Genomic DNA, 23,454 nt, shown 5'->3' with positions numbered 1-23,454 from the left:
TCCTTCTCGAACTCCGCTCCGAAGAGATTCCGGCGCGGATGCAGGAAAAGGCGCGCACCGACCTCGCCGCCTTGTTCGACGCGCGATTGAAGGCGCTCAACCTCGCCTTCGACAGCATCGAGAGCTTCGCCACCCCGCGGCGTCTCGCATTGATCGTCCGCGGCGTCGCCGAGACCACCACCGCGGCAACCGAAGAGCGCAAAGGCCCCCGTGCCGACGCGCCCGACGCCGCGATCCAGGGCTTTCTGCGCTCGACCGGTCTCACCCGCGACCAGCTCGTCGCGCGCGACGACGGCAAGGGCGGGCAGGTGCTGTTCGCAGTGATCGAGCGGCCGGGGATCGTCGCCGGCTCGGTGCTCGCCAGTGCCACGACCCACGCGATCCACAATTTCGCCTGGCCCAAATCGATGCGCTGGGGAGATGCTTCGGTCTCGACCGAGAGCCTGCGCTGGGTCCGCCCGCTGCAGGGCATTGTCGCCTTGCTCGGCGACAAATTGGTGCCGATCGAAGTCGCCGGGCTCAAGAGCGGCGCGCAGACCGTAGGCCATCGCTTCCACCATCCCGGCGTGATCACCATCGGGTCGGCGAACGACTATGTCGAGAAACTGCGCGCCTGCCACGTGATCGTCGACGGCGCCGAGCGCCGCGCGATCATCGCGGTCGGCGCCAAGCTGGCCGCGCGCAAGGCGGGGCTGGAATTGGTCGAGGACGAAGGCCTGCTGTTCGAGAATGCCGGCCTGACCGAATGGCCGGTGCCGCTGCTCGGACGCTTCGACGCGGATTTCCTTTCGGTGCCCCCGGAGGTGATCCAGCTCACTGCGCGGGTGAACCAGAAATACTTTGTCTGCCGGGATGGCGAGGGCAAACTCGCCAACGCCTTCGTCTGTACCGCGAACATCGACGCGAGCGACGGCGGCGCGCGGATCGTCGAGGGCAACCAGAAGGTCCTCGCCGCACGGCTGAGCGACGCGCGCTTCTTCTACGACACCGATCTCAAGACGAAGCTCGACGACCTCCGGCCCAAGCTGGAAAAGATCGTTTTCCACGAGAAGCTAGGGACGGTGGCGGACAAGGTCGAGCGTATCTCGAAGTTCGCTCGCTGGCTTGTCGACGTGGAGGTCGTGCGAGCACAAGATCAGAGCCCGCAGGCGAAAACCACGCTTTACAACGACACGTTCAAGGCTGCGAGCTGGTCCAAATCAGATCTAGTCACCGGCATGGTCGGCGAGTTTCCCGAACTGCAGGGCCTGATGGGCGGTTACTACGCCGCTGCGCAGGGTGAGTCAGCGACGGTCGCTGAGGCGATCCGCGACCATTACAAGCCGGTCGGGCAGGGGGACGAGATTCCAACTGCTCCAGTCACTGTGGCGGTGTCGCTTGCGGATAAGCTGGATACGCTAGCGGCTTTTTTCGGCATTGATGAACGGCCTACGGGCTCGCGTGATCCTTTCGCGCTTAGGCGAGCCGCACTCGGGATCATTTCTATCATTGTCGAAAACGGGCTTCGGGGTTCGTTGCGAAAAGCCTGCACGAACTTGCCCATTCTCGGTCCGGCTACCGATGCATTCGTAATCTTCGAACGAATTTACGGGCACGGTTTTGAGGAGCGTGGAAATAGGCTGCAAGCTGCGGAGAGTGATAATCAGAATCTGTTGGCAGTTGCCAATCAGATCATTGATTTCATTGTCGACCGCCTCAAGGTCCAGCAGCGCGAAGCCGGCGTACGCCACGACCTGATCGACGCGGTGTTCGCGCTCGGCGGTGAGGACGATCTCGTCCGCCTGCTCGCCCGCGTCCACGCGCTGCAGGCGTTCGTTACCACCGGGGACGGCGCCAACCTCCTCGCCGGCTACAAGCGCGCCGCGAACATCCTCAAGAAAGAGGGTTTCGACGGCACTGATGTCGATGTCGGCGGCAATATCTACGAGGCCGCGCCCGCCGAATCCGATCTGATCGAGGCGCTCGACGCCGCCGAACCCCGCGCCGAGGCGGCGATCGCAGCGGAGGATTTCGAAGCCGCGATGGCCGCGCTCGCCACGTTGCGCGGGCCGATCGACGCGTTCTTCGAACAGGTGACGGTGAACGATCCCGATCCCGACAAGCGCATCGCCCGGCTCGGCCTGCTCGCCCGGGTTCGTGCCGCGGTACACAAGGTTGCGGACTTCTCGCGGATCGACGGATGACGCCGGCAGGAGGGCATGAGATGATCCATCCGGCGATCTTCATCCTGTTGTTCCTTTTCGCCTTTCCGTTCTTCTGGATCGCGGTCATCGGCTTCATCGCGCGGCAGGGCTGGCGCGAGATCGCCGCGGCCTATCCGGCGACCTCGGATGCGCCGCCGTCCGCCCGGCGCGTCCGCTTCGGCAGTCTGAGCATCGGCGGCAAGCTGATGTCGCCCAATTATGGATCGAGCATCGACGGCTGGTTCGCGCAAAGCGGGTTCTGGCTGCGGCCTTTCCTGCCGTTTCGCCCCTTCCATCCGATGATCTTCATTCCCTGGGCGCGGGTGGAGTCGGTCGAGCAGGAGCGCAAGATGCTCAGCAAGGCGGTCCGCGTCCGGCTGGCCGGAAACATGCCCGATCTGTTGCTGCTGGGATCGCTCGGACGCGCTGCGCTCGAGCGCAGATAGGGGCAGAACCGCTGCCGTCGTTCGATACCGGACTCGCCTGCGCGCCGGTTCGTGTTGCGACGCACAAAGTTGCGGATTCTTTCGAAGATCGAAGGCTGATTTATCTGACTTATTGCGCACCCGAAACGGACGATTTCGCCTAACCTTTCCCAGCCTTTGGCCGTCCGGCGCGGGCGGGGCACCTGACAACGCAATCAGAGCTTCCGCCTTGTTCGCAGCCGCGGTAGGCGCCTTCCATCCTGGGGCAGTGCCTCCAGCAGAAGGACCAGGGATGACGCAGTACGTGTACCGCTTCGGCGGCGGGGTTTCGGACGGCGGTCAAGGCGACAAGAATCTGCTCGGGGGAAGGGCGCCAATCTCGACGGCATGGCCGCGATCGGCCTGCCGGTCCCTCCCGGCTTCACGATCAGCACCCCGGTCTGCGCGCTCTATTACGACGAAGGCGAAAGCTTCCCCGACAGCCTCAAGGCCGAAGTCGCCACCGGCATCGTCCATATCGAGGCAGTGACGGGCAAGAAATTCGGCGACCCCGCCGATCCGCTCCTCGTTTCGGTCCGCTCGGGCGCGCGCGTGTCGATGCCCGGCATGATGGACACGGTGCTGAACCTCGGGCTGAACGATGCCACCGTCGTCGGGCTCGCGCAGATCAGCGGCGACGATCGCTTCGCGTGGGACAGCTATCGCCGCTTCATCCAGATGTATTCGGACGTCGTCCTCGGGCTTGATCACGATCGCTTCGAGGAAGCGCTCGAGATTGCCAAGGAAGATAATGGCTTCAGCCTCGATACCGAGCTGACCGCCGCGCATTGGCAGAAGCTCGTCGCCGAATACAAGGCGATCGTCGAGGAGCTTTGGGGCAAGCCCTTCCCGCAGGACGTCCACGATCAGCTCTGGGGCGCGATCGGCGCGGTGTTCGGATCGTGGCAGTCCGAGCGCGCCAAGGTCTATCGCCGCCTCAACGACATTCCCGGCGACTGGGGCACCGCGGTCAACGTCCAGGCGATGGTGTTCGGCAATATGGGCGAGACGTCGGCCACCGGCGTCGCCTTCACGCGCGATCCCGCCAAGGGCGACAACGCCTATTATGGCGAATTCCTGATCAACGCGCAGGGCGAGGACGTCGTCGCCGGCATCCGCACCCCGCAATATTTGACGCGGGCGGCGCGCGAGGCGGCAGGGGCCAAGCCGCTGTCGATGGAAGAGGCGATGCCCGAGGTCTACGCCCAGCTCGCTACGGTCTTCGAGACGCTCGAGACGCATTATCGCGACATGCAGGACATCGAGTTCACCGTCGAGCGCGGCAAGCTCTGGATGCTCCAGACCCGCTCGGGAAAGCGCACCGCCAAGGCCGCGCTCAAGATCGCAGTCGACATGGCGAACGAAGGGCTGATCACGCAGGAAGAGGCAATCCTGCGCGTCGATCCGATGGCGCTCGACCAGTTACTCCACCCGACGCTCGACCCCAAGGCAGTGCGCGACGTGTTGACCAAGGGTTTGCCGGCGTCACCCGGCGCCGCATCGGGCTATGCGGTGTTCGACAGCGACACCGCCGAGAAGCGCGCCGCCGCGGGCGACTCCGTGATCCTCGTCCGCGTCGAGACTTCGCCCGAGGACATTCACGGCATGCACGCCGCCAGAGGCATCCTCACCGCGCGCGGCGGGATGACCAGCCATGCGGCGGTGGTTGCGCGCGGAATGGGGCGTCCGTGCGTCTCGGGTGCGGGCACGCTGGGGATCGTCGCCAAGGAGAAGCTGTTTCGGGTCGGTGGCCGCGAAGTGCGCGAAGGCGACACGATCACGATCGACGGCACCACCGGCGAAGTGATGTTCGGCGCGGTCCCGACGGTCCAGCCCGAGCTGTCGGGCGATTTCGGCACGCTGATGCTTTGGGCCGATGCCAAGCGCCGGCTCAAGGTGCGCGCCAATGCCGAGACGCCGCTTGATTGCCGTACCGCGCGCGAGTTCGGCGCCGAGGGGATCGGGCTGTGTCGCACCGAGCACATGTTCTTCGAACAGTCGCGGATCACTGCAGTGCGCCAGATGATCCTCGCCTCGGACGAGAAGGGGCGCCGCGCCGCGCTCGATAAATTGCTCCCCGAGCAGCGCAGCGATTTCGTCGAGATCTTCGAAGTGATGGCCGGGCTGCCCTGCACGATCCGCCTGCTCGATCCGCCGCTCCACGAATTCCTGCCCCACGAGGAAGCTGAGTTCGAGGAAGTCGCCAAGGCTGCCAACATCGGCGTAGACTTGTTGCGCCGCCGCGCGGCGGAACTGCACGAGTTCAATCCGATGCTCGGCCATCGCGGCTGCCGCCTCGGCGTGACCTATCCCGAGATCTACGAGATGCAGGCGCGCGCGATCTTCGAGGCGGCGATCGAGGTGGCCGAAAAGTCGGGCGCGGCGCCGATCCCCGAAGTGATGATCCCGTTGGTCGCCACCCGCCGCGAGCTCGAGCTGATGAAGATCGTCGTCGACAAGGCGGCCGAGGCGGTGTTCGCCGAGAAGGGGCGTCGAATCGAATATCTGGTCGGCACGATGATCGAGCTGCCGCGCGCCGCCCTGCGCGCGGGCGAGATCGCCGAGGTCGGCGCGTTCTTCAGCTTCGGCACCAACGATCTCACCCAGACCACGCTGGGCGTGAGCCGCGACGACGCGGCGCGCTTCCTGACGACCTATGTCGAAAAGGGCATCTACGCCCGCGATCCGTTCGTCTCGATCGACGTCGAGGGCGTCGGCGAGCTGATCAGCATCGCCGCGGAGCGGGGCAGGGCGACGCGCCCCGACATAAAGCTGGGCATTTGCGGCGAACATGGCGGCGATCCCGCCTCGATCGCGTTCTGCGAAGCGACCAGGCTCGATTACGTCTCGGCCTCACCCTATCGCGTCCCGATCGCGCGGCTGGCTGCGGCGCAGGCGGCGCTCACGGCAAAGTGACTCTGGGCTCCTGCGAAAGCAGGAGCCCAGAGTCAGAGGCGATCGCTCGCGGCCGGGGCCTCATGCTTTTGCAGGAGCCCCGAGTTTCAATAGGGATCGACCGTACGTGTCGGCGTCACCACGGTCGCGCCGGTCGCAGCGCGAAGCCGGGCATTCTCCGTCTCGAGTTCGCGCAAGCGGCGTTGTGATTCGCGCAGCTCGGCGCCGGTCTCGTCGCGATAGGTGCGGTGGCGCAGCTCTTCGTCCTGATAGCGATCGCGCCACTTGCTGCGCCCGGATCGCGCGGCCAGCCCGAAGAAAAATCCCGCCACGAGCGTGATGCCCAAAGCGATCAACTGCGTGGCCGTGTCGAAAGGCAATCCTTGCATCGCTCGATCTCCTGTGGCGGCGGGCAGGCTAGTCCGCCCGTGCCGCCGATGCCACCGTAACGATCGAAGCGCGAATTAGCTCATTAGCGCATCGTTGATCGAACAGGCCGCCGGCCCGAGGATCACGATGAACAGCACCGGCAGGATGAACAGGATCAGCGGGATCGTCATGATGGCGGGCAGCCGCGCGGCCTTTTCCTCGGCGCGCATCATCCGCTCGTTGCGGAACTCGGCGGAGAGCACGCGCAGCGCGGACGCGAGCGGCGTGCCGTATTTCTCGGTCTGGATCATCGTGGTGACCACGCCCTGGATCGCATCGAGATTGATGCGATTTGCCAGATTCTCGAATGCCTGGCGGCGATCGGTCAGAAAGCCCAGCTCGATACCGGTCAGCGAGAATTCCTCGCCGAGCTCGGGATATGCCTTGCCGAGTTCCTTGGAAACGCGCGCGAAGGCAGCGTCGACGGTGAGTCCCGCCTCGGCGCAGATCACCAGCAGGTCGAGCGCGTCGGGAAGCCCCTTGCGAATCGCGTGGCTGCGCTTGGTGATCTTGTTCTTGAGATAGATGTCGGGCGCCTTGTAGCTCAGGATGAAGCTGACTGCGACGAGGCCGTATTTCTTGAACGCGCTCCAATCGGCGAACATGTCGGTGCCGTAGACCAGATACAGGATCGGCCCGCCGATCACGATCGGCAGCACCAGCCGGCCGAAGATCACTGCGACGGCCCATTCCTTCGAACGGATGCCGGCCTGGAGCAGCTTGGTCTGGGCGACCTTGATCTGGCTCTCCTGCAGCACCTTCATCGAGGAGAGCAGGGCGCGGATCCGGTCGGTCGTCTCGTTCTTCGTGACGAGCTTGGCCCGGCGCTTCGAAGTCGAGGCGGTGATGCCCGCCTTGAGCTGCTCGCGGCGGTCGTTGAGCGCCTTGACTCGCTTCGCCATGGGATCGCGCACGGTCGTCGCAGTGTAGATCGCGAACACGACTGCCGATGCGGCGACGGCGCTGAGGATCGTTGCGACCCAGAGGACGTCGACGCCGAGCAGAGTGGGGCCAGTGGAGGGTGCCATCATCAGATCTCGAAATTGACCATTTTGGCCATGATGAAGGCGCCGAGCGACATCCAGATCAGACCGCCGCCGCCTGCGACCATCAGCCGCTCGTCCTTGAAGAAGTTGAGCATGTAATTGTTGTTGATGAACCAGACGAGGCCGAAGACGATGAACGGCAACGAGCCGACGATCAGCGCCGAGGCCTTGGATTCCGACGACATCGCCTTGATCTTGAGCTTCATCTGCGCGCGCTTGCGCAGCACTTCGGCGAGGTTGGCGAGCGTCTCGGCGAGGTTGCCGCCGGTTTCGCGCTGGATCGCGATGGTGATCGTGAAGAACTGGAATTCGGGGGTGCCGAGCCGGTCCGCGGTTTCCTGCAGCGCTGCATCGAGCGTGCGGCCGATCTTCATCTTGTCGGAGACCGCGCGGAACTCCTCGCCCACCGGGCCGGCGACTTCCTGGCCGACAACGCCCATCGTCTCGGTGATCGGCAGGCCCGAACGCAGACCACGCACGAGCAGGTCGATCGCGTCGGGAAATTTCGAGGTGAACTTGCTGATGCGACGCTTGATGAAGAAGCTCACCACCTTGTGCGGCAGTCCGACGCCGACGAACAGGCCGAGGAACAGCGCCAGCCAGATCGGCGCGCCCTTGAGATAGAGCAACGCGCCGGGAATCAGGATCAGCCCCAGCGTGACCATGCCGTACTGGCTCAGCGACCAGCCCTTGCCGGTCATGTTGAGGCGCTTCTGGAGCAAGGCCGGGTTGGGCAGGAAGCGCGAGGCGGCGAGGTCCATGCCGCTCGTCCCCTTGTTGGTGACGCGGCGAATCTGTGCTTCCATCGCCACCGCGCCGGCGGTGCCCGCATGACGTTCGCGCACGCCGGTCAGTCGACGCGCACTCGCGCGCGCCGTCGACGGCCCGGAAAGGGCGATCACCATCAGCGACAGCACCAGGAAGGTGCCTCCACCGAGCATCAAAACCGGCAGCAATTCCACGCCGAGGTGCCTCCGAACCCGTTATTCCGCGCCCAAAATTGGGCGCGGAACGATTACTTCTTTGCCTTTGACGGCATCTTGACCCGGATCTTGTCGAACAGCGAGCTGCCCTTCGATCCCTTGGCCGGCTTCGCGGCCTTGTCGTCGCGCTCGCCCGAATCGGTGATCGCGGTGATCCGCGTCGCCAGTTCGGCCAGCGGCGCCAGCGATTTGGCCGACTTGCCGACTTCGGCAAGCGGCTTGCCGAGCTTGGCGGCCTGCGCCGCGACCTTTTGCTCGAACGGGATCAGCACATCGATCTTGCGCTCGATCGAGCCTTCGAAGTCCTTGCGGCTGATCTCGAGCATCGCCTGCGGCTGCACCTTGTTGGCGACGACGATCACCTGGGTCTGCGGCGCGTTCGATTTGAACCAGCTGAGGATGCGGATCGCGTCGCGCGCAGCGGCGAGGGTGAACTCGGTCACCAGCACCGCCACCTGAATGTCGGTGATCAGATGCGGATGGTTGACCAGCATATTGCGCGGCAGATCGACGACGGTGCATTCGAAGGCACTGCGCATCTCTTCCTGCAACTGATAGAATGCCGCGCCATCGGTGAGGACGGGCGCGTTGATCGGGGCCTCGGCCGAGAGCACGGCGAGACGCTCCGACGCCTTTACCATCGCGCGTTCGATGAACAGCCCGTCGATGCGGCTCGGATTCTCGATCGCGTCGGTCAGGCCACGGCCCGGCTCGAGGTCGAGCGCGAGCGCGCCGGTGCCGAAATGCACGTCAAGATCGAGCAGTGCGGTCGTCCGCACATGCTTGTCGCTCAGGAGCCAGGCCAACGAGGTCGCGATCGTCGATGCGCCGCAACCCCCGCGCGTTCCGATGACCGCGACCGCGCAATGCGGCACATCGCTGCCGGTTTCGGTCAGCTTCGGTGCGTTGAGGGCGGCCTGGGCTTGCGCGAAGGTGTCGCGCAGAGCGTCGGGGTTCAAGGGCTTGAGCAGGTAATCGTGGATGCCGCTTGCCACCAGATCGCGATAGAGACGCACGTCGTTGACCTGCCCCGACGCGATCACGATCGTGCCGGGCTCGCAAACCTCGGCGAGCGCGTTGATGTCGTTGAGCGGATCGCCTGATTCGGAAAGATCGACGAACAGCACGTTCGGGCTCGCCGAGACCGACAGGGTCTGGACCGCATTGCGCAGCCCGCCCTTGTTGACCTTTTCGGGAGACCAGCCGAGCTCGACGGCGATCGGCCGAAGCGCCTCGGCGGTCGTCTCGTCGCAGACGAAGGCGATGAAAGGTTCGCGATGCGCAGTGCGCGAGGGATTGAAGGGCGCGTTCACTGCTTGCCTCCAGCGCTGTCGCCCTTCACGGCGCCGCCGGCTCCCGACGGCGTTGCGCGGCGATAGGCGTTGACGGCCTTGGCCGAGGTTGCCGTATCAGAAAGTGGCGAGCCGGGCGCGCCGCGCACCAGGTCTATTGGATCCGCTATCATCGCGGCGAGATTGCTGTTGGTCGCGCAGCCGAAGTTCGCGCTGGTGCTGGCCGAATAATCCGGCTGGAAGTCGGGCGAATGATCCGGGCAGTTCGGCACGCTGGCCGTGGTGCGGGTGACGACGACGCGGGCAGTGCCCGGCCGGATTTCGCCCACCGTCACCGGCGCCTGATCGGAAAGCACCAGGCCGTAGCGATCGGCGTGCGCGGCTATCGCGTTTCGCACCGCGTCGTTCTGGCTGGCCTCGTCAACGGCGATACGGTCGCCGTAGCGAAGCCCCATCGACCCGAGCCAGCCGGCGAGACGCTGGCCTTCGCCTTCGGCAAGCCCGTTCCCGGCGGTCTGCACGTCGAACACATAATCATTGCGCTCGACGACGGGCTGATACACCGAGTCGAGGCCGTGATTATTCGTTCCGCACGCGCTCAACAGCGCGAGCGGGACGAAGAGGAGGGGGGTGAAGCGCGACAACATTGCGATCTCCTCAGGACATCAGAAGCCGAAGCCGGGGGCGGCGGTTGCGCCCTTCTTCGGCCTGGACGGGGCGGGCGCGGCCTGGGCAGGCCGGTTGGTTCGATCGATCGGTGCGGGCATCGTCTGGCCGGGCGCGAACGCACCCACCGCGGGCACAGCGCCCCCGGGTGGGGCCATCATGGGCTTGGGTCGATCGCCATTGGCACTGCTGCCGCTGAGCTGTCCGCCGATGATGCGTTCGAAATCGTTGGGCGAACGGTAGCCGTCGGTCGGCAGCACGATCTGGTTTGCGTTCACCGGCTTGACCAGATACGGCGTGATCACGATCACCAGCTCGGTCTCGTTGCGCTGAAAACCGTTCGACCGAAACAGCGTCCCCAGGATCGGGATGTCGCCAAGACCGGGAGTCTTGCTGATCGAGTTGTTGTGCGAGTTCTGCAACAGACCGCCGATCACCATGCTCTCCCCCGAGCCGAGTTCGACCGTGGTCTCGCTGCGACGGGTGGTGAGCGCGGGGATGCTGGTGCCGTTGAACTGAACGGCACCCGCGGAGGATAGCTGCGACACCTCGGGCCGGACGCGCATCGAGATGCGGCCGTCGGCGAGCACCGTGGGCGTGAAAGCCAGGCTGACGCCATATTGCTTATACTCGATCGTCGTCGTGCCGAGGCCCTGCGCGATCGGAATCGGGATTTCGCCGCCGGCGAGGAAGGTTGCCGTCTCGCCGGATAGAGCAGTCAGGTTCGGCGTGGCGAGCGTGGTGACCTGACCGATGGTCTCGCCGAGGTCGATTGCCCCGAGCACGTCGATGCCGAACAGCTTTCCGGCAAGGCCGAGCGTTGAAAAGTCGGATCCCTTGGCAAAGTTGGTCACCGAGGTGCTGCGCGGGTTGATGAATTGGCCGGTCGTCGGATCATAGGGGCCGGTGATCGTGCCGCCGCCGGGAACCGGGATGGTCGCGGTGGGGAACTGGGCGAGATCGGCCGCAGTGAACGAGCCCGGATTCCGGCCTGAGGCGACGCCGAAGCCGAAGCCGCTGGTTTGATCCCGTGTGGTCACGTTGACGCCGACATTCTTCATGAAGCTGCGGCTCACTTCGGCGAAGCGCACTTGCAGATTGACCTGCAGCGGCGTCGCCGTCTTGAGACGGTTCATCACCATGTATTTGAGCTGGGCGCCCGGATCAGAGACGTTGACACCGGGATTGAGTGCGGAGAGCACGAAGCGCTGCGCCTGTTCGCTATCGGCGGGGGAGGCGACCGTGCCGTTGAGCACCGCCAGCTGACCGACCGTGGTGACCGTGATGTCCGCCTCGGGCATCGCCGCTTTCATCATGCGATCGATCGATGTGACGTTCTGCGCGACGCGAACGCTGGTCGAATAGACGACGGCGCCGCTGGCGGCGGTCGCGAAGATCGTCGCTTCGCCGAATTCCTTGCCGTACAAGTGAATCTGGCGCGCATTGGCGACGTACACGTCGGCCACGCCCGGGTTCGATGTCCAGACATTGGCTACATTGGCAGGCAAGGTGATCAGTTCGCCCTCGCCGACCGACAGCAGGACCTCGCGGGTCGGACGCTGGGTCCCGACCGGAAGGTTCGCCACGCGCGCCTTCTGACGCGATTGCGCCATCACTTCGGCCGGGAGGCTCATCGCCATCCCCGCCATCACCGTGGCGCCGAGCGCCCGGTTCAGGAGAGTCTTGGTGCGCATGTTATTTGTTTCCCCCCAGCTCGACTTCGGTCGCGCTGCTGCCGCGGACAACATTGACCACCGGCCCCTTCTTCTTCTCTGCGCCACCCGGATAGCCGGGCATCGCCATCACGGCCTTTGCCGCGCCGTCATCGGCCTTGCCGGGGACGGTGCTGCGCTGGAAGCGCGACACGTCGGCGCCGGTGGCGAAGCCGCCACGGCCCTCCATCGGACGTGCGGCGGCACGCGCCAGCATTTCCTTTTCCTTCTTCGGATCCCCGTCGGCGGGCACATCGACGTCGCCATTGGCGATCGCTTCCTCGAGCTCGCCCTGATTGTCGGCGATCGAGCGCAGCGACAGCGAGAGCTGGCCTACCGTCTGGGCGACGGCGAGCTTCTCGGCGATCTTGGGAGTCGCCTCGACAGTGACCGTCGAGAAAGTGACGACGACAGAATTGCCCTTGTCGTCGGTCTGCTTGTCCGTCCTTTGATCGGTGGCGAGCACGCGCAGGTTGCGCAGGATCGTCTCCGATGCCTTGAGCGGCGGACCATCGCCGCCGCCGGAGACCGTCTGGGTGAGCATCAGGTCGATACGGTCGCCCGGAAAGACGAAGCCCGAAACATTGGCGCCCTGCGCGGAAACGGGAACCGTGACGGCACGCATGCCCGGCCCGAGTGCGGCGGCGAGGAAGCCGCGATCACCGGGCTTGACCAAGGCGCCCTGGGTGATCGGCTGCCCGGCGGTGATTGCGAAACGGACGACCGTGCCCTGCAGCTTGGCGGGTTCGGATTCGCCCTTGATGTAATAGGCGCCCTCAATGAGCTCCTTCGGCCACGCCACGTACTTGAACGACGTGGCGTCGAGGATCGTGCCCACCGGCAAGGCGCGGGTCGCGACCATCACTTCGGTGGTGCTCTGCGGCGCAGCGACCGGAATCGCACCGGCGGTCGGCGTCGGCGCGCCGAGCACGAGGCTGCGCGCCATGAACGCGGTGATCGCAGCGACAACGAGTGCGCCTACGAGCAGAATGAGCTTGCGTGCATCCATTTCGCTTCAAGCCTTTTCAATAACATGGCCGGTCGAGGCGCCGGCGTTAAGCATCACGTAAACTGGTTAAAAATCGGTTCGCGAAGAATCAGCAGCGTCGAAATGGCGATCGCCACCCCGTACGGCGTCTCGGGAAGGATCCCGCCGCGCCGCGCCGCGCGCATCGCGCCGATCAGTCCCACGCCGATCGCGCCGAGCACGATCATTACGCCCAGTCCGGCGAACACCGGCTGGCTGGCGGCCAGCGCTACGAAGCCGGGCCACCCGGCCCAGCCGAGCGCGAGCAATATTGCGAACGCGAGCGCAACCGGCGCGATCGTCCGCCACGGAAGCGCAGTGATTCCGCCGCGAAGCTGCGTCCAGCGCTCCGCCAGCATCACCACGGTCAGCGCGCCCCCGACGAGCGACATCAGCACCAGCATGCCGAGCAGCGGCTGTGCGGGCAGCCACAAGGCCAATGCGGCGAGCAGCTTGACGTCGCCGCCGCCCATTTGTCCCAGCGCATAGGCCCCGACGAAAAAGGTGAGGACGAGGCTGGCGATGCAGAGCTGGATGGCCACGTCGGGCCAAAGTCCCAGCCCGTTGGCCCACCACCAGAGCGGCGCGAGCAGTGCGATCGCGGCATTCTTCCAGTTGGCGATGTTGCGCGAGCGCGCGTCCTCGATCCCGGCCGAGACGAGAAGCAGGCCGAGCGCGCTCAGCAGCAAGGTAAGAAAGACATCCCCCATCCCGCCTGAGACCTAGACGGGATGGCTTATCAAAACGTAACCAACCCCCATGGCAACTTCCCGTATACACCGCCGTTCCATTCCCGCCGGCGCCCGCATCGACCGCTGGACTGCGCCCGATGGCTGGGAGCATCGAGTATTCGACTGGCGCGCCGACGGGGCGGCACGTGGCTCGATCCTCTTCCAGGGCGGGCGAGGCGACATTTTCGAGAAATATCTGGAGAGCTTCGCGCATTGGCATGCGGCAGGCTGGAACATCACATCGTTCGACTGGCGCGGGCAGGGCGGCTCGGGCCGGCTCACGCCCGCGAAGAACTGCGGCCATATCGAGCACTATGCCGATTATGTCCGCGACCTGGGCGATTTCTGGGCGGGGTGGGCGCCGGGCAACCCGGGGCCGCGCGTCGCGATGGGCCATTCGATGGGCGGCCATCTGGTGCTGCGCGGCCTGGTCGAAGGCGTGATCGCACCCGACGCCGCCGTGCTCGTCGCGCCGATGCTGGGGTTCAAGCCCGGGATCTTCGGCCCCTTCGCCGAACGCGCGGCGCGGCTGCTCGGCGGCCTCGGCAATCCCGCGCGCCCGGCCTGGAAGGGCAACGAGAAGCCCTATACCACCGAGACCCGCGCGTCGCTGCTCACCCATGATCCCGATCGCTATGCCGACGAGATCTGGTGGCAGACGCACGATCCGTCGATCCTTACCGGCCCGCCGAGCTGGCGCTGGGTGATCGAGGGCTTCCGCTCGATGCGCGAGCTTGCCGCCGATCCGCGGCTCGCCCAGATGCGCGTGCCGACGCTGATGCTGGTCGCCGAGCATGACGGGCTGATCGACGGGCGGGCCGCACTTGCACTCGCCCCGACCCTTTCCGACGTCCATCTGGTGCGCTTCGGCAAGGAGAGCGCGCACGAGATCCTGCGCGAGGTCGATGCGGTGCGCGACCGTGCGCTTGGCGAGATCGATGCGTTTCTCGAGAAACGAGCACCGCAGGCGTGAGCCGATACGACATTGCCATCATCGGGGCAGGGATTGCCGGGGCCAGCCTTGCGGCCGAGGTGGCGCCGCATGCGCGCGTGCTGTTGCTCGAAGGCGAGGACCGAGCCGGCTATCACGCGACCGGGCGCTCGGCGGCATTCTGGTCGGAAACCTATGGTGGGCCGGACATTCAACCCCTCACCACTGCCTCTGGCCCGTTGCTGGCGGCGGGCGGCTTCCTCGAGCCGCTCGGCTCGCTGCATCTCGGCCGCACTGCCGAGCAGGCGCAGATCGAGACGTTTCTCGCCCGGTTCGCAGGCTCGGGCGTCGCGCTCAGCGCGATCGACCCGCGCGAGATGCTGCCGGGGCTGCGCCCCGAATGGACGCTCGGTGTGTACGAGCCGAGCTGCGAATATATCGATGTCGGCGGGCTTCATGCCGCGTGTCTCGCCGCCACGCGTCGGGCGGGTGGCGCGCTCGTTCTATCGGCCGGGCTGGAAGCGGCCGCTCGCGAGGACGGCCGCTGGCTGCTCGAGACCCGCGCCGGGCGCTTCGAAGCCGACATCCTCGTCAACGCCGCGGGCGCGTGGGCCGATCCGATTGCGGCGATGGCGGGCGCGCGGCCGCTCGATATCCAACCCTATCGCCGCACCATGCTCCAGCTGCGTACCGAGCCCGCGCCGCCGCAGCGCTGCCCGCATGTCGCGCATATCGGTGGCAGCTTCTACTTCAAGCCCGAGGCGGGCGGGCGGCTATGGCTGAGCCCGCACGACGAGATCGCCAGCGACCCCTGCGACGCCGCGCCCGAAGAGCTCGACGTGGCGATCGCGATCGATCGGTTCGAGCAGGTGGTCGACTGGCGAGTCGCCGCGCTCGAGCACAAATGGGCCGGGCTGCGGAGCTTCGCCCCCGATCGGCTGCCGGTCTATGGTTTCGACCCCACGGTCGAAGGGTTTTTCTGGTGCGCCGGGCAGGGCGGTTTCGGCATCCAGACCGCGCCTGCCGCGGCGAAGCTGGCGGCGGCGCTGCTGCTCGGGCGGGCGCCGGACGCGGAAGTCGCGCGGATCGACGCGGAGCGATATTCCCCGCGGCGGTTTTGATCTATGTTGGGGTTCCGAAACGATAGCTGGAGTCGACCATGGCGCATAAATTCGTGATCGAGCAGAACAAGGCTGGCGAATATGTCGCCAAGTTCAAGCACAATGCCGAGACGATTTTCTGGACCGAAGGCTATTCGTCCAAGGCGTCTGCCAAAAACGCGATCGAATCGATCCTCAAAAATGGTCCGGCAGCGCCCGTCGAAGAGGACTGACGCTCGCCAGCGAACATCGTTCCCGTTGGGGCGCTCGCGCGCTTGCCGTTACGGAAACCACGCTTCCGAGTGAAACGCCGGATTTCTGTGGTTCTCGACGGATTTCGCTCGCTGCGAATCGCGCGCGGTGATAGATGCACGCATCATGCAAGGTACTGCGCTTCCGTATCAATTTCAGATCGATGTCGCCCGTGAGGACATCGATTTCATGGGGCATGTCAATAATGCCAGCTATCTGAAATGGGTGCAGGAGGCGGTGATCAGCCACTGGCGGGGGCTCGCGCCGCCCGACGCGGTTGCGGGCCATCTCTGGGTCGCGCTCAAGCACGAGATCACTTATCGCCGCCCGGCTTTCCTCGACGACGATGTCGTCGCTACCGTGCTGCTTGAGAAGGTCCAGGGCGCGCGCGCCTTTTACGGGACCGTGATCAAGCGCGGCACCGAAGTGCTCGCCGAGGTCAAGTCCAGCTGGTGCTGCCTCGATGCGGAGACGCTGCGTCCCGCGCGTCTTACGCAGAATGTCATCGAGCGCTTCTTTCCGAAGTCCGACGATTAATGATTGCACCCTGAAAAGTTGTCCGTAGGGCACCCTGCTGCTCTCGAAAGTCGCAACCCATCCACCGAATGGAACTTGTCCCGCCCGGTGCCACAAGTTGTCCGGGCCTTGAGGGGCGTGCGAGCGTGCTGCGCGGACTGCTCACACGCAGCTAAGCACGGTCAATCTATCAGTGAAGCCAGCTCAGTGATTGAACAGGTGAGTTCTCAATGAGGGCGATTGAATTCAGCGAGCCGCGTCCAGCAACTCGTTGACGCTCGGGAAGGGGGTCGGATGGCCAGCTCGATAGTGATCAGGATCATGTCGAGGAGCGAATAGTGACACATTGGCCTCTCGCGGCCTTCGCTCGCGTTGACGAGCTGCTTGATTCGAACCTCTTTCCGAAACCTCTGGGTCCGCAAACGGGATCCAGAACGCTGGCCCGTCAGCCCTATGAATTTGGACGCGTGGTTGGCGAAGGGTATAATAAGTCACTGGTTTATAGGACGCAAAACTCGGGTAGAGCGGTGCTGAACGCACAGGGTATCCGCGAATCACTTCAGCGTCAGCGACATGCCTTGCAGGAAGTGGCGGCGAAACAGCACGAAGAGCAGCACCAGAGGCAGGGTCTGGAGGACGGCACCGGCCATCACTGGGCCGGCATAGCCACCATATTGCTTGCTGAAGGTCGCAAGTAACACCGACAGCGGCATTCGTTCCACGTCGGAAATGACGATCAATGGCCACAGGAAGTTATCCCAGGTACCGGTAAAGGTGAACAGAGCGACGATCGCGATGATCGACTTGTTGAGCGGCACCACGACCTTCATCACCGTCTGCCACAGGCTTGCTCCATCGAGCCGGGCGGCGTCGAAATAGTCCTCGGGCATCGACTTGAACGATTGCGACATCATGTAGATGCCCCAGCCCGACATCATCGAGGGCAGGATCAGCGCGCCGAGAGAGTTGAGCAGGCCCAGCTGTTTGACCAGCACGAACAGCGGCAGGATGAACATCGTCGTCGGCACGACCATCTGGAGCAACAGGAAGCTGCCGAACAGGCCGCGCCCCGGAAAGCGCAGCCGGGCGAGCGCGAAGGCGATGAATGCCGAAGAGAGCAGCACCGAAGCCGTCACGCTGAGCGTGACGACGGCAGAGATCGCGAGCGCCTGCAGGAAGGGGCGGTCGAGCTTGTCCGCAGTCGCAAAGAGAAACCGGAAATTCTCCAGCGTGAAGTCGCCCTCGAACAGGCCGGTCGTGTAGATTTGCGCGGTGGGCTTGAGCGACGCTGCAACCATCCAGGCGAAGGGGTACAGCCAGGTCAGCGCCAGCGCATAGATGGCGAGCGTCATCGCCCAGCCGCCGATGCTTCGCGTGCGGACGATCGCGCGCAATTGTTCGATCATGCGAGCACCACCTTTCTCTCGAACAACCGCCGGGCGAGCACCACCAGCAGATAGCTGATCAGCGACACGAGGATGCTCATCATCGCGGCGTGGCTGGGCTGGAGCCGGCGGAACGCCGTCTCGTAGATCATCATCTGCGGCGTGACCGTGCTGTCGCCAGGGCCGCCGCCGGTGATCAGAAACGGCTCGGTAAACAGCCCGAACGACACCAGGATCGCGAAGACCAGCACCATCATCAGCTGCGGGTTGATCATCGGCAGGGTGATGCGCACCAGCCGGGTGAGCGGCGAGGCATGATCGAGCCGCGCCGCATCGTAGATTTCCTTCGGGACCGCCAACAGTCCAGAGTAAAGGATCAGGCCGTAATAGCCGACGAATTTCCACGCGACGACCAGCGCGATCGCCAGCATTGCCAGTGTCGGATGGTTGGTCCAGGGGATGCGGATTCCGGTCCCATCGAAGATCAGGCTGTTGAGCGGGCCGGTCGAGCTGAAGATCTTGGTGAAGACCAGCGAGAGCGCGACGCCCGACGAGACGTTCGAAAGCAGGAAGCACAAAGCGATGAACGCCCTGCCGCGGCCGACATGCTGGAGCCCGAAAGCGACGAGCAGCGCGCCGCCGAGCGCGATCGGCACATACATCGCCAGAAATCGCAGTACGTTCCACAGCGCCTGGAGGAATTGCGGATCCTGCACGCTGGTCACGAGATTGTGCGCGCCGGTGAACACCGGCTCGTCGAAGAAGCGCCACTGGGTGACGGACAGCTTGGCGAGCCAGAAGAACGGATAGGCCCAGAAGATCGCGGCGAACAGCAGATAGACGCCCGCGAGGGCCAGCCCCACCGCCGCCTCGCGCCGGAAGCGCGGCCGCCCGCTCACATCCGCACCGCGAGCATCTTGTTCGTCTGCGCAACCGCCTGCGCCAGTGCCGCAGCCGGGCGCTGCTGCCCGGTCATCAGCGGTTCGACGAGCTTCGCGGTCATGATCTTCTGGATGTCGATGGTGTGCTCCGACAAGGCTGGCGGCCGCGCGCTCGCCACATGTTCGGCATAGGCACGGGCGATCGGGCTGGTGCGGTAGTAATCGGCGAAGCGCGGATTATCGAGCAAGTCGCCGCGCGCCGGCGACAAGCCGGTACGCCGCAGCCAGAGCAGGTTGAGATCCTCCTCGCCCAGCACCCAGGCGAGAAACGCGAACGCCTCGCGCGCCACCAGGCTAGTCTTGAAGATCACCACGCCCTTGCTGTCGGAGAAGGTCGAGCCCGGGCCGCCTGACGCAGCCCGTGCGACCATCGGCCCGACTTCAATGCGCGACAGCGTCTGCGGATAGAGCTTGGCGAAACGCTCGACATCCCAAGGACCGCGCACTGCACCGGCCGCGAGACCCGAAACCAGCGGTTCCTCGGCGTCGAAGTCCAGCGCCGTCCAGCCGCGGCGGAACATGGCATCCATGAACGTCGCCGCCTCGAGCCCCGGCTGATTGTCGTACAGCGCCCGCGCGCCCTCCAGATAAGGTCTTCCGCCCGAAGCGGCGTAGTAGAAGGAAATGAAGTCGAACCAGCGATCCGCCCAGGATCTGCCCGCGACCACCTGCATGCCGTAGCGCGATCGCGATCGGGCATAGCTTTGGCAAAAGCGATAGACCTCGTCATAGGTGCGCGGCGGTGCGCCGAGACCGTGTGCCTCCAGCAGGTCCGCGCGCCACCACAGCAAGGTCGGGCTCGAATAGATCGGCAGCGCGCAGACCTTACCGTCCTGGGTCCAGCCTGCCGTGATCGCCTGCATGTGGCGCTTGGCAATCAATTCGGCATAACCCGGCATCGCCGCCAGATCCTCGACCTGGCTGAGCGCCGCGAGCTGGACCGCGAAGCCCGAAAAGATGTTGGTCGACAGGTCGGGCTCGGTGCCCGCGACCAGCGCGGAGAGCACCGTATCTTCCGAGCTGCCCGCGGTGGGGATCGTCGTAAAATGGACGGGGAGCCCCATTCCCGACGCGTTCCAACGCGCCACGGCAAGCTTCCAGAACCCTTCTTCCGCGTCGTTGGGGGCCACCCAAAGACGAATCCTGTCGGTCCGCTTCTCGGCGTGTTGCGGCGAACAACCGGCGAATAACGCCGCGCCGCCGCCAAGCGCCAGCCGCAGCAGGTCGCGCCGGGCCGTCATGGTAGCCGCGTTCCCTGGAGCGCGCGCAGAGCGAGCAGCCCCTCGACCGTCGACTCGGCGCCTGAATCGAGATTGGCGGAAAGGGGCGCGTTGATCCCATCGAGCACGCGCCCGGTCGCCGGATCGTACATCGCGCGGCCCGCCTCGTTGCGACCCGACAGCCACGACCCCAGACGACGCGCGGTGTCGCGGTAGCGCGTCCGGCCTGTCTGTCGATAGGCCTCCATCGCGGCGATAACCATCGGGCTGATGCCATAAGCGATCTGGGGAAAACGCTGTATTTCAACGGCTTCGGTGCGATCCTTCACTGTGCGCAACGAGAAGCTGGCCAGCATCCCGTGCTCTAACAGGTATGGATAGAAGTAATCGATTTCGCGCAACGCGCTCGCGCGAAAGTCGCGCCGGCCGAGCAGTTCGCCGGCGCGCAGCAGCGCATAGGCCTGCGCATTGCCCCAGCCATGCCACTGGTTGCGCCAGCTCAGATGCGCGCCATAGGGGAAGGTTGCGGCGTCGCCGACCTGCATCGCCATCAGTCCCTCGCCGAGCCGCTCGATTAGCGCGCGGGTGCCCGCGTCACGCGTGCGCCGATAATGCGGGATCAGTCCGAGCAAGGCGGTTGAGGCGGCATCCGCGCCCGAACCGAAGGGCAGCCAGTTCGGGACGGCGATGCCTTCGGCGTCAACCAGCGCGCGGCGGTCAACGGCCAAGTCGCGCTTCAGATTGGCGACAAGGCGATCGGTGGCGCGCCGCGCGCGATCGGCCGTCGGCCCGCCGGCGGGCAGGCGCTGGAGCGCCGCTTCGAGGCCCCAGAGAGCCCGCAGAGACCACCAGTTGAGCTCCGCGCGCGAAGTCCGGTATTCGCGGTTGATCCGCCCGTCCGCCCAGATGAAGTTGTAAAAGTAGCCGTTATCGGCCTGCATCTGCAGCACGAAGCGGGCCATGAGATCGAGCTGGTGCAGACGAAGCGGTTTGACGCTCGGCGCCGCGGCCAGCAGCAGCATTCCGCGCGCCACGTCGTCGACGCAGGCATAACCTTCGTTGGGCTCGATCGCGAAGCGATAGTCCGGCGCGGCGCTGTAGATGTTGAGCACGCCCACCCGCTTGCCCCCGACTTTGGTCTCGGCGAAGAGATGGTCGAAATGGTCAAGCGTGATCCTGGTTTCGCGGCGCTCGGTCGAGAGGGCTGCCTGGGCTGTAGTCTGAAGCGCGGGAGCGGCGCCGAGCAGCAGGAGCGCCGCGGAAAAGGCGAGGCGAGTTCCGGCAAACACGCCGGTTCTCACTGCGTTAGCATTGCTTTGCGGGGCTTCGGACGTGCCGAACATCAGGTGCAGATAGCCCCTCTCAAACCCCCGAATAACGAGTGGCTGTTAAACGATAAACAGTCGCGGTTGTGCGTGTCAATCGGGCGGGCTAGGCTCGGCCAGAGCAAGGATATTGGAGAGAAAGGTGCGGGCGAAGCGGGCCACCCTCAAGTCGATCGCCTCCGCGCTTGGCGTGACCCCGACTTCGGTGTCCAATGCTTACAACAATCCTGCCAAGGTTTCCAGGGAACTCCGCGAGCGCATCATCGAGCATGCGCACTCGGTCAATTATGATGGTCCCCATCCGACCGCGCGGTCGCTACGCACCGGCCGCTGCGGAGCGATCGGCGTGCTGTTCAACGATCCACTGAGTTACGCCTTTACCGACGCACATGACATCACGTTCCTGCGCGGCATCTCTTCGGTGTGCGAGGAAAAGGGCGCGAACATCGTCCTGATCCCGCTCAAGAACAGTCGTCCCGAGCAACGCGACACCCTGACCGCGATGGTCGACGGCTATATCCTCAACGCGCCGTACAAGAGCCACCCGACGATACGCGCAGCGCTAATGCGCGGGCTGCCGACGGTGGTGGTCGACTTTGATGCACCCGAATTCGCCAGCGTGCAGACCAACGATCGCGAGATGATGCGCGCGGTGACCGCGCATCTGCTGGCACTCGGTCATCGTCGGGTAGCAATCGTCACCTTTCCCCGTTCGGAAGGCGATGGCGAGATCGTGTCGCTCGACCGCAATTTCTCCGAAGAGAATTATGTCGTGCACGAGCGCATCGCGGGCTGCCGGGAGGCATTCGACGCCGGGCAGGTTCCGCTGGAGGGAATATTGGTCTGTGAAATGCAGAACAACGAGGACGGCGGAAAGCAGGCGGCGGAACGGTTGCTGCACCGTCGCCCAGACCTGACCGCGCTGATCTGCTTCTCGGACAGGCTGGCGCGCGGCGCCATCGCCCATTGCCTGGCGGCTGGCCTCGCCGTCCCGCAACATATCTCGGTGACCGGTTTTGACGGACTCGACCCGCCTGGGCACCAGCCCCAGGCAATCCGCCTCACGACAGTGCGGCAAAACGCCTTCGAGAAGGGCCGCAAGGCTGCCGAGCTGCTGATGCGCGAAGGCGGTGCGGGCGTGCTGAAAGCCTGGATCCGCGCCGAGCTAGTGATTGGCGAAAGCAGTGCCCGGGCCTGGGAGTCGCGCGACCAATGACAGCATTGGTCCTGGCAGGCGTTGGCAAGAGCTACGACGGCGTCGAGACGATCCGCGGGATCGATCTGGAAGTCGCGGCGGGCGAGTTCGTCGTCCTGGTCGGCTCGTCGGGCTGCGGCAAGTCGACGGTGTTGCGCATGATCGCAGGGCTGGAGGACGTGTCGGCCGGCACCATCCGGATCGGCGAGCGCGACGTCACCTATGCGCCGGCCGCGGCGCGCGGCGTGGCGATGGTTTTCCAGTCCTACGCGCTCTATCCGCACATGACCGTGCGCGAGAATTTGAGCTTCGGCCTGCGCAACATGAGGACGCCGCGCGCCGCGATCGCGGCGCAGGTCAATCGCGCGGCGACGATCCTCGAGCTCGACGAACTGCTCGATCGGCTCCCGCACCAGCTTTCGGGCGGACAGCGGCAGCGTGTGGCGATCGGCCGCGCCATCGTCCGCAATCCCACGCTCTTCCTGTTCGACGAGCCGCTGTCGAACCTTGACGCCGATCTGCGGGTACGGATGCGGCACGAGCTCTCGCGGCTCCACAAGCGGCTGGGCAGCACGATGATCTACGTCACGCATGACCAGGTCGAGGCGATGACCCTTGCCGATCGGCTGGTTGTGCTCGACCAGGGGCGCATATCGCAAGTCGGCACGCCGCTCGAAATCTACGACCGCCCGGCGAACCTCTTCACCGCCGCCTTCATCGGCAGCCCGCGCATCAACCTGCTCGAGGCGACTTTGATCGAGCAGCAGGGGAGGGCGGGGCTGTTCGAGCTGGCGGGCGGCACGCGGTTCGCGAAGCGATGCAGCGGGCTGCGCATGGGCGACCGCACGACGGTCGGGCTGCGGCCTGAACATGTCCGCAGCGATCCGGTTGCGGATGGCTTCGCGCTTGAGCTCGAAGTCGAGGCGATCGAGGCACTCGGTCACTCGACCTTCGTGTACGGGCATCTGGATCACGGCGCCGAGTTCCGCGCGAGGCTCGAAGGTCATCAAGATGTCCGCACGCCCGGACGGCTGACGATCTATATTGATCCCGCGCGGCTCCTGCTGTTCGACGCGGACGGCAACGCGATCACGACCCTGGACACCTGAGCGCGAGGTCACGGCGACCTGTTTTCGCAACTTGCTTGATTTAGGTTGATCG

At 65.1% G+C, this 23,454-nt stretch carries 20 protein-coding genes and 1 pseudogene; 9 read left to right on the top strand and 12 right to left on the bottom strand.

What is annotated here, in order from left to right; translation table 11 throughout:
* Window positions 1–38 precede the first annotated feature (38 nt).
* The 3 genes and pseudogenes from glyS to ppdK all read left to right on the top strand — a co-directional run bounded on the left by glyS (window position 39) and on the right by ppdK (window position 5,563).
* Entirely contained in the window at window positions 39–2,183 is a 2,145-nt protein-coding gene (gene glyS / locus CVN68_RS09780) for a glycine--tRNA ligase subunit beta (RefSeq protein WP_233503705.1), read from the top strand.
* Window positions 2,184–2,203: 20 nt separating this feature from the next.
* Window positions 2,204–2,629 carry a hypothetical protein gene (locus CVN68_RS09775; RefSeq protein WP_100282038.1) on the top strand — a complete coding sequence of 142 codons (426 nt, stop codon included), beginning with the start codon at window positions 2,204–2,206 and terminating at the stop codon, window positions 2,627–2,629.
* A 271-nt stretch (window positions 2,630–2,900) separates the two neighbouring features.
* Window positions 2,901–5,563: pseudogene (gene ppdK / locus CVN68_RS09770) on the top strand (pyruvate, phosphate dikinase).
* An 86-nt stretch (window positions 5,564–5,649) separates the two neighbouring features.
* On the opposite strand, the gene CVN68_RS09765 reads toward ppdK, so the two are convergent.
* The 8 genes from CVN68_RS09765 to CVN68_RS24290 all read right to left on the bottom strand — a co-directional run bounded on the left by CVN68_RS09765 (window position 5,650) and on the right by CVN68_RS24290 (window position 13,407).
* Window positions 5,650–5,931: a hypothetical protein gene (locus CVN68_RS09765; protein WP_100282037.1), complete on the bottom strand. Its 282-nt coding sequence runs from the start codon at window positions 5,929–5,931 to the stop codon at window positions 5,650–5,652.
* A 75-nt stretch (window positions 5,932–6,006) separates the two neighbouring features.
* Window positions 6,007–6,999 (bottom strand): type II secretion system F family protein, encoded by a 993-nt coding sequence (locus CVN68_RS09760; RefSeq protein WP_100282036.1) that lies wholly within the window; start codon window positions 6,997–6,999, stop codon window positions 6,007–6,009.
* A gap of 2 nt (window positions 7,000–7,001) precedes the next feature.
* Window positions 7,002–7,979 carry a type II secretion system F family protein gene (locus CVN68_RS09755; RefSeq protein ID WP_100282035.1) on the bottom strand — a complete coding sequence of 326 codons (978 nt, stop codon included), beginning with the start codon at window positions 7,977–7,979 and terminating at the stop codon, window positions 7,002–7,004.
* A gap of 53 nt (window positions 7,980–8,032) precedes the next feature.
* Window positions 8,033–9,313 carry an AAA family ATPase gene (locus tag CVN68_RS09750; protein ID WP_100282034.1) on the bottom strand — a complete coding sequence of 427 codons (1,281 nt, stop codon included), beginning with the start codon at window positions 9,311–9,313 and terminating at the stop codon, window positions 8,033–8,035.
* A complete protein-coding gene (locus tag CVN68_RS09745; RefSeq protein ID WP_100282033.1) occupies window positions 9,310–9,939 on the bottom strand; it encodes a CpaD family pilus assembly protein in 630 nt (209 codons plus the stop codon). Before CVN68_RS09745 ends, CVN68_RS09750 begins: the two co-directional genes overlap by 4 nt.
* Window positions 9,940–9,957: 18 nt before the next feature.
* Window positions 9,958–11,652, bottom strand: coding sequence for a type II and III secretion system protein family protein (locus tag CVN68_RS09740; RefSeq protein ID WP_100282032.1), 1,695 nt, complete (start codon window positions 11,650–11,652; stop codon window positions 9,958–9,960).
* A 1-nt stretch (window position 11,653) separates the two neighbouring features.
* A complete protein-coding gene (gene cpaB, locus CVN68_RS09735; RefSeq protein ID WP_100282031.1) occupies window positions 11,654–12,679 on the bottom strand; it encodes a Flp pilus assembly protein CpaB in 1,026 nt (341 codons plus the stop codon).
* 53 nt (window positions 12,680–12,732) lie between these two features.
* Window positions 12,733–13,407 carry a prepilin peptidase gene (locus tag CVN68_RS24290; RefSeq protein WP_100282030.1) on the bottom strand — a complete coding sequence of 225 codons (675 nt, stop codon included), beginning with the start codon at window positions 13,405–13,407 and terminating at the stop codon, window positions 12,733–12,735.
* Window positions 13,408–13,456: 49 nt separating this feature from the next.
* On the opposite strand from CVN68_RS24290, the gene CVN68_RS09725 reads away from it, so the two are divergent.
* The 4 genes from CVN68_RS09725 (at window position 13,457) to CVN68_RS09710 (ending at window position 16,248) form a co-directional block, all read left to right on the top strand.
* Window positions 13,457–14,401, top strand: a complete 945-nt coding sequence (locus CVN68_RS09725) for an alpha/beta fold hydrolase (RefSeq protein ID WP_100282029.1) — start codon at window positions 13,457–13,459, stop codon at window positions 14,399–14,401.
* Entirely contained in the window at window positions 14,398–15,480 is a 1,083-nt protein-coding gene (locus CVN68_RS09720; protein WP_100282028.1) for an NAD(P)/FAD-dependent oxidoreductase, read from the top strand. Before CVN68_RS09725 ends, CVN68_RS09720 begins: the two co-directional genes overlap by 4 nt.
* A 38-nt stretch (window positions 15,481–15,518) precedes the next feature.
* Window positions 15,519–15,692, top strand: a complete 174-nt coding sequence (locus CVN68_RS09715; protein ID WP_100282027.1) for a YegP family protein — start codon at window positions 15,519–15,521, stop codon at window positions 15,690–15,692.
* 145 nt (window positions 15,693–15,837) lie between these two features.
* Window positions 15,838–16,248: an acyl-CoA thioesterase gene (locus tag CVN68_RS09710; protein WP_100284325.1), complete on the top strand. Its 411-nt coding sequence runs from the start codon at window positions 15,838–15,840 to the stop codon at window positions 16,246–16,248.
* A 533-nt stretch (window positions 16,249–16,781) separates the two neighbouring features.
* Here CVN68_RS09710 and CVN68_RS09705 read toward each other — a convergent pair.
* The 4 genes from CVN68_RS09705 to CVN68_RS09690 are packed head-to-tail and all read right to left on the bottom strand — an operon-like array spanning window position 16,782 to window position 21,062.
* Window positions 16,782–17,633, bottom strand: a complete 852-nt coding sequence (locus CVN68_RS09705; protein WP_199560252.1) for a carbohydrate ABC transporter permease — start codon at window positions 17,631–17,633, stop codon at window positions 16,782–16,784.
* Entirely contained in the window at window positions 17,630–18,511 is an 882-nt protein-coding gene (locus tag CVN68_RS09700; protein ID WP_100282026.1) for a carbohydrate ABC transporter permease, read from the bottom strand. Before CVN68_RS09700 ends, CVN68_RS09705 begins: the two co-directional genes overlap by 4 nt.
* Window positions 18,508–19,794 (bottom strand): ABC transporter substrate-binding protein, encoded by a 1,287-nt coding sequence (locus CVN68_RS09695; RefSeq protein ID WP_100282025.1) that lies wholly within the window; start codon window positions 19,792–19,794, stop codon window positions 18,508–18,510. Before CVN68_RS09695 ends, CVN68_RS09700 begins: the two co-directional genes overlap by 4 nt.
* The gene (locus CVN68_RS09690; RefSeq protein ID WP_158298817.1) at window positions 19,791–21,062 is read right to left on the bottom strand and encodes a glycoside hydrolase family protein; all 1,272 of its coding nucleotides are present in this window, start codon (window positions 21,060–21,062) and stop codon (window positions 19,791–19,793) included. Before CVN68_RS09690 ends, CVN68_RS09695 begins: the two co-directional genes overlap by 4 nt.
* A 382-nt stretch (window positions 21,063–21,444) precedes the next feature.
* On the opposite strand from CVN68_RS09690, the gene CVN68_RS09685 reads away from it, so the two are divergent.
* Window positions 21,445–22,314: a substrate-binding domain-containing protein gene (locus tag CVN68_RS09685; protein WP_233503664.1), complete on the top strand. Its 870-nt coding sequence runs from the start codon at window positions 21,445–21,447 to the stop codon at window positions 22,312–22,314.
* Complete coding sequence (locus CVN68_RS09680) at window positions 22,311–23,402, top strand: ABC transporter ATP-binding protein (RefSeq protein ID WP_100282022.1); 1,092 nt, start codon at window positions 22,311–22,313, stop codon at window positions 23,400–23,402. The genes CVN68_RS09685 and CVN68_RS09680 overlap by 4 nt, the downstream gene beginning before the upstream one ends.
* Window positions 23,403–23,454 lie beyond the last annotated feature (52 nt).

Source organism: Sphingomonas psychrotolerans (assembly GCF_002796605.1).
GTDB lineage: Bacteria > Pseudomonadota > Alphaproteobacteria > Sphingomonadales > Sphingomonadaceae > Sphingomonas > Sphingomonas psychrotolerans.
Note: the sequence above shows the minus strand (reverse complement) of the source record. Positions and strands in the feature narration are given on the sequence as shown.

Excerpts from the sequence above, each read along its gene's own strand:
- glyS (WP_233503705.1), top strand. The coding sequence starts at position 39 with ATGCAGGAAAAGGCGCGCACCGACCTCGCCGCCTTGTTCGACGCGCGA.
- CVN68_RS09775 (WP_100282038.1), top strand. The coding sequence starts at position 2,204 with ATGATCCATCCGGCGATCTTCATCCTGTTGTTCCTTTTCGCCTTTCCG.
- CVN68_RS09765 (WP_100282037.1), bottom strand. The coding sequence starts at position 5,931 with ATGCAAGGATTGCCTTTCGACACGGCCACGCAGTTGATCGCTTTGGGC.
- CVN68_RS09760 (WP_100282036.1), bottom strand. The coding sequence starts at position 6,999 with ATGGCACCCTCCACTGGCCCCACTCTGCTCGGCGTCGACGTCCTCTGG.
- CVN68_RS09745 (WP_100282033.1), bottom strand. The coding sequence starts at position 9,939 with ATGTTGTCGCGCTTCACCCCCCTCCTCTTCGTCCCGCTCGCGCTGTTG.
- CVN68_RS09740 (WP_100282032.1), bottom strand. The coding sequence starts at position 11,652 with ATGCGCACCAAGACTCTCCTGAACCGGGCGCTCGGCGCCACGGTGATG.
- cpaB (WP_100282031.1), bottom strand. The coding sequence starts at position 12,679 with ATGGATGCACGCAAGCTCATTCTGCTCGTAGGCGCACTCGTTGTCGCT.
- CVN68_RS24290 (WP_100282030.1), bottom strand. The coding sequence starts at position 13,407 with ATGGGGGATGTCTTTCTTACCTTGCTGCTGAGCGCGCTCGGCCTGCTT.
- CVN68_RS09725 (WP_100282029.1), top strand. The coding sequence starts at position 13,457 with ATGGCAACTTCCCGTATACACCGCCGTTCCATTCCCGCCGGCGCCCGC.
- CVN68_RS09715 (WP_100282027.1), top strand. The coding sequence starts at position 15,519 with ATGGCGCATAAATTCGTGATCGAGCAGAACAAGGCTGGCGAATATGTC.
- CVN68_RS09710 (WP_100284325.1), top strand. The coding sequence starts at position 15,838 with ATGCAAGGTACTGCGCTTCCGTATCAATTTCAGATCGATGTCGCCCGT.
- CVN68_RS09705 (WP_199560252.1), bottom strand. The coding sequence starts at position 17,633 with ATGATCGAACAATTGCGCGCGATCGTCCGCACGCGAAGCATCGGCGGC.
- CVN68_RS09695 (WP_100282025.1), bottom strand. The coding sequence starts at position 19,794 with ATGACGGCCCGGCGCGACCTGCTGCGGCTGGCGCTTGGCGGCGGCGCG.
- CVN68_RS09680 (WP_100282022.1), top strand. The coding sequence starts at position 22,311 with ATGACAGCATTGGTCCTGGCAGGCGTTGGCAAGAGCTACGACGGCGTC.